At 72.5% G+C, this 5,214-nt stretch carries 5 protein-coding genes; all 5 read left to right on the top strand.

Features of this window, described 5'->3' with window-relative positions:
* On the top strand, window positions 1-1,143 hold a 1,143-nt coding region (locus VIB55_RS24285; RefSeq protein WP_331879272.1), incomplete at its 5' end, for an ATP-grasp domain-containing protein.
* An 89-nt stretch (window positions 1,144-1,232) separates the two neighbouring features.
* Window positions 1,233-2,492 carry a class I SAM-dependent RNA methyltransferase gene (locus tag VIB55_RS24290; protein ID WP_331879273.1) on the top strand — a complete coding sequence of 420 codons (1,260 nt, stop codon included), beginning with the start codon at window positions 1,233-1,235 and terminating at the stop codon, window positions 2,490-2,492.
* Window position 2,493: 1 nt separating this feature from the next.
* Window positions 2,494-2,991 carry a biotin/lipoyl-containing protein gene (locus tag VIB55_RS24295; protein ID WP_331879274.1) on the top strand — a complete coding sequence of 166 codons (498 nt, stop codon included), beginning with the start codon at window positions 2,494-2,496 and terminating at the stop codon, window positions 2,989-2,991.
* Window positions 2,992-3,302: 311 nt separating this feature from the next.
* Complete coding sequence (locus tag VIB55_RS24300; protein WP_331879275.1) at window positions 3,303-3,806, top strand: DinB family protein; 504 nt, start codon at window positions 3,303-3,305, stop codon at window positions 3,804-3,806.
* A gap of 232 nt (window positions 3,807-4,038) precedes the next feature.
* On the top strand, window positions 4,039-5,214 hold a 1,176-nt coding region (locus VIB55_RS24305; RefSeq protein ID WP_331879276.1), incomplete at its 3' end, for a glycoside hydrolase family 3 protein.

A 5,214-nucleotide genomic window follows, 5' to 3' on the forward strand; every position in this document is an offset into this window, starting at 1 on the left:
GTGATCGCGGCGGGGGTGCCGGTGGTGCCGGGGACGGAGGACGCGCTCTCCGACGCCGCCGAGGCGCGCCGCGTGGCGGCGGAGGTGGGCTACCCGGTGCTGCTCAAGGCGGCGGCCGGCGGGGGCGGGAAGGGGATGCGCATCGTGGCCAGCGCGGACGAGATCGAGCGCGCCTTCGAGGCGGCCGGCAACGAGGCGCAGGCCGCGTTCGGCGACCGCTCGGTGTACATCGAGAAGTTCCTGGAGGGGCCGCGCCACATCGAGATCCAGCTCCTCGCGGACCGCCACGGCAACACGCTGCACCTGGGCGAGCGCGAGTGCTCCATCCAGCGCCGCCACCAGAAGCTGATCGAGGAGGCTCCCAGCGCCGTGCTCACCCCGGAGGAGCGGGCGGCGATGGGCGCCACGGCGGTCGCGGCGGCGCAGGCCGTGAGCTACGAGGGCGCGGGGACGGTGGAGTGCCTGTACCAGAACGGCGAGTTCTACTTCCTGGAGATGAACACGCGCATCCAGGTGGAGCACCCCGTCACCGAGCTGGTGACGGGCATCGACCTGGTGCAGTGGCAGATCCGCATCGCCGCGGGCGAAAAGCTGCCGTTCACGCAGGACGACATCACCTTCGAGGGGCACGCCATCGAGTGCCGCATCACCTCGGAAGATCCCTCGAACTCGTTCCTGCCGTCCACCGGGCGCATCCAGAACCTGCTGATCCCCTCCGGCCCCGGCGTGCGCTGGGACGGCGGCATCACGCCGGGGGTGGAGGTGGGGCTGTTCTACGATCCCATGCTCGCCAAGCTGATCGTGCACGCGCCCACGCGCATCGAGGCGATCGACCGGATGAAGCGAGCCCTGCAGGAGTTGCGCGTGGAGGGCGTGGACACCAGCGTGCCCTTTCACCTGCGGGTGATGGACGAGCCGGACTTCCGCGCCGGCAACCTAACCATCAAGTACCTGGAGAACCACGAAGACCTGCTCACCGCCGAGCCCGACGAGCAGACGGTGCGCATGGCCGCGCTCGCCGCCGCGCTGCTGGAGGAAGAGCGGCGGACGCACCGGGCGATGCCTCGCACGCAACCCGCCACCGCCGGTACCACCGGCGGGAGCGCCTGGCGCGGGAACACGGGCGGCTGGAGAGGGCGTTGAGCGATCGCGGTCGCCGTTCCGGCGGGGGGCAGGGAGGTCGCGGACGGGGGACGGGGCAGGGACCGCGGCGTCCACCGCCCACGGCGACGGTGCGGATCGACTCCATCGCGGCGGGCGGCGAGGGCGTGGGCAGGCTGCCGGACGGCCGCGTGACCTTCGTCCATCGCACCGCGCCCGGCGACCTGGCCGAGGTGGCGCTGGTGGAGCGAAAGGATCGGTGGACGCGCGGGAGGCTGCTGCGCGTCATCGAGCCGTCGCTCGAGCGGCGAGAGGCGCCCTGCGCGTTCTACGAGCGCTGTGGCGGCTGCACGCTGGAGCACATGACGTACGACGCGCAGCTTCGCGCCAAGTCGCGCATCGTCGCGGACGCGCTGACGCGGATCGGCGGGCTGGCCGTGGATGCGCCCGAGGTCGTGCCGTCCCCCAACGAGCACCGCTACCGCAACCGCGTGTCGTTCGCGCTGCGGCGCACGGAGCACGGGCGCGTGCTGGCGGGCTTCCACGCGCTGGGCGACCCGGACGAGATCGTGGACCTGGACGGCGGCTGCCTGCTGTTCGAGGAGCCGATCGCCCGCGTGTGGGACGGCATCCGCCGCAACTGGGGTCCGGACGCGCGGCGCCTGCCCTCCGGACAGCAGCTTCGGCTGACGCTGCGTGCCTCGTCCACCGGGCAGGTGTCGCTCCTCGTCGAGGGCGGATTCGCCCGGGGCCGGCCGAAGGAGTTGATCGACGTGGTCCCCGGTCTGGTCAGCGTCTACCATCGCCCCGGCGAGGCCGTGCCCGACCTGATCGCGGGCGCGCCGGGGCTGCCCGAGACGTGGGGCGACGAGACCGTGGAGCTGAGCGGCGCGGCGTTCCTGCAGGTGAACCGCGCGGCCGCGGCCCTGCTGGAGCAGCACGTGATGTCGGTGATCGGCGATGCGGCGGGGCTGCGCGTGGTGGATGCGTACTGCGGCATCGGGCTGCACGCGCGGCGGCTGGCGCGGGCGGGGGCGAGCGTGACGGGGATCGAGCTGGACCCCGACGCCGTCGCCGAGGCGCGGCGGAGCGCGCCGGACGGGGCCGTGTTCGTCACCGCGCCGGTGGAAGACGTGCTCGCCGACCACCTGCCCGCGGACCTGGTCATCCTGAACCCGCCACGGGCCGGCATCGCGGCGGAGGCGGCGGAAGTGCTCGCGGCCAACCCCGCGGCGCGGATCGTCTACATCTCGTGCAACCCGGCCACGCTGGCGCGCGACCTGAAGCGCATGGGCGAGGCGTACTCGCTCGAAAGCATCCGCTCGTTCGACCTGTTCCCGCAGACCGCGCACGTGGAAACCGTGGTCAGCCTGACGCACAACCGAGCCTGACATGCGCTATTTCGTAACGATCGCCGGACGCGAGGTGGAAGTGGATCTGACCGGCGCGACCCCCGTGGTGGACGGGACGCCCGTAGAGGCCCAGCTCTCCACGCTTCCGGGCACCCGAACCCGCCACCTGCTGGCCGGCGGCCGCTCCTATCCGTTCGCCGTGCAGGCGGGGGACCGAAAGGGGCGCTGGATCCTGGCGACCGGCGCCGAGCGCTTTACGGCCGATGCCGTGGACGAGCGCACCCGCGCCATCCGCGAGATGACGGGAACGGTGGACGACGTCGCGGACAAGACCATCGTCGCGCCGATGCCGGGGCTAGTGCTGAAGATCGAGGTGGCCGTGGGCGACGCGGTGCGCGCGGGGCAGGGCGTCGTAGTGGTGGAGGCGATGAAGATGGAGAACGAGCTCAAGGCGCCGGCGGACGGCGTCGTGGCCAGCATCGCCGTGCAGCCGGGGCAGACGGTGGACAAGGGCGCCACGCTGATCACCCTCGAGTAGCCACCCCGGGGAAGGTTCGAGGCTGGCCACGGCTTGACGGTCGACGGTCGACGGTCGATGCTCGCCCGGCCTCGCTGGGGCGGATGAATCCGCGGCAACGAACACACGAAGTCCGCCTGCGCGGACTGGCTTGCTGGCGTGTGGGATGCGAGTCCTGATGCGCGTCCGGTGACGTGTAGCCTCGCGCGGTGTGCGAGGCTTTCCGATTTTGTGCGGCGGCTTCAGCGGCTGCCGCGGGGGGTGACACATCTGAGGACGACGGGGCGAGTCAAGGCGCGTCAGCCGGTTCACACCTCAGCACTGGAGAGGGCATGTACAGGCGGATCGACGATTTCGTGAAGGACTGGGAGCACGACGCGCAGACCACCCTAAAGGTGCTTCGGGCGCTGACGGACGAGTCGCTGGCGCAGCGCATCGTGCCGGAGGGGCGCACGCTGGGGCGGCTGGCGTGGCACGTGACCGAAACGCTCCCCGAGATGATGGAGCACGCCGGACTGCACGGCGTCACCGGGCCCGTTCCGCTGTCGGAAACGCCTACGTCGGCTGCGGAGATCGTCGCGGCGTACGAGGGCGCGGCGGCTTCCGTGGGACCCGCCGTTACCGCCGGGTGGACGGACGACATGCTGGACGAAGAGGTCCCAATGTACGGCCAGCAGTGGAAGCGTGGCCTGGTGCTGAGCGTGCTGCTGCTTCACCAGGCCCACCACCGCGGCCAGATGACCGTGCTGATGCGCCAGGCCGGGCTCACCGTGCCCGGGTGCTACGGCCCCGCCGCCGAGGAATGGGCCGCGATGGGCATCCCGGCGATGGCGTAGAACGCGGACTACGCACTTCGAAGTGCTCCCCTCTCCGCACAGCAGTATCGTGCGGGGAGGGGCCGGGGGAGGGTCCCCCGCACGTGCTGATCAGAAAACCTCCCGGCCGAGTCCGGGAGGTTTTCTGCGTCCGGGAGGCGAAATCGCGCGATGGCCTGCCGCTCGCATGAATCCGCTCGTCAGCGCCGCAGTGGCGCACTGTCGATCAAGTCCCGCTCTCGGAGTGCTGCACGTGGTGATCAGCGGAGTGCTGTTTTGCCGGCTCGCGACCCTGTTCCTGGCCCTGGCCGCCTGCTCGCCCGCGGGCGACGCGGAGGGCGCCAGCGCCCGGGCTGACGACGCGGCCCCGCCGGCCGCGCGTGAGGCGCCTGCCGTACCCCCGCTGCAGACGGATACCGCGGGACGCGCGTGGGTGGAGCGCACCCTCGCCGGGATGACGCTGCGTCAGCGGGTGGCGCAGCTCGTCTTCCCGTGGATCAGCGGGCAATCGCTGGAGGCGAACCCCGGCGAGGCGCAGCGCATCCGCGCCTGGGTGGCGGGGGACGGCGTCGGCGGGCTGATCATCTCCACGGGCTCGCCGCAGGCCACCGCCGCCAAGCTGAACGCCGCGCAGGCCCGCTCGGGGGTGCCGCTGCTGGTGGTTTCGGACCTGGAGACGGGGCCGGGAACGCGGCTGACGCCGGGCGGCACGCGAATGCCCCCCGCGATGGCCTTCGGCGCGGCGGATGACACGGCGCTCGCGCGGCAGGCGGGGCGCGTAACGGCGGTGGAGGCGCGCGCCGTTGGCATCCACGCCACGCTGGGGCCCGTGCTGGATGTGAACGTCAACCCGGCCAACCCCATCATAAACGTTCGCTCGTTCGGCGAGTCGCCCGAGATGGTGTCGCGGATGGGCGCCGCGTGGGTGGCCGGCGCGCGCGAGGGCGGGCTCCTGACCATCGGCAAGCACTTTCCCGGGCACGGCGACACACACGCCGACTCACACGTGGGGCTGGCGGTGGTGGAGGCGGACGCCGCGCGGCTGGCCCGGGTGGAGCTTCCGCCCTTTCGCGCGGCCATCCGCGCCGGCATGGATGGCGTGCTGGCGGGGCACATCGCGGCGCGCGGGGTGGAGGGAGCCGGCGCGCCGCCCGCGTCGCAGTCCGCGCGGATGATCGGAGGCGTGCTGCGGGGGGAGCTGGGGTTCCAGGGGATCGTGTTCACCGACGCGCTGAACATGGCGGGCGCCACGCAGGGCATCTCCGTCACCGAGGCCAGCATCCGCTCCCTCCTCGCCGGGGCCGACGCGCTGCTGCAGCCGCCCGGGCACGAGGGAGTGATCGACGGCATCGTCGCCGCCGTGCGCTCGGGGCGCATTCCCACCGGGCGGATCGACGAGGCCGCGCGGCGGGTGCTGACGGCCAAGGCC

The organism is Longimicrobium sp. (genome assembly GCF_036554565.1).
GTDB lineage: Bacteria > Gemmatimonadota > Gemmatimonadetes > Longimicrobiales > Longimicrobiaceae > Longimicrobium.

Coding starts and splice junctions, on each gene's coding strand:
- VIB55_RS24295 (WP_331879274.1), top strand. CDS start 2,494: ATGCGCTATTTCGTAACGATCGCCGGACGCGAGGTGGAAGTGGATCTG.
- VIB55_RS24300 (WP_331879275.1), top strand. CDS start 3,303: ATGTACAGGCGGATCGACGATTTCGTGAAGGACTGGGAGCACGACGCG.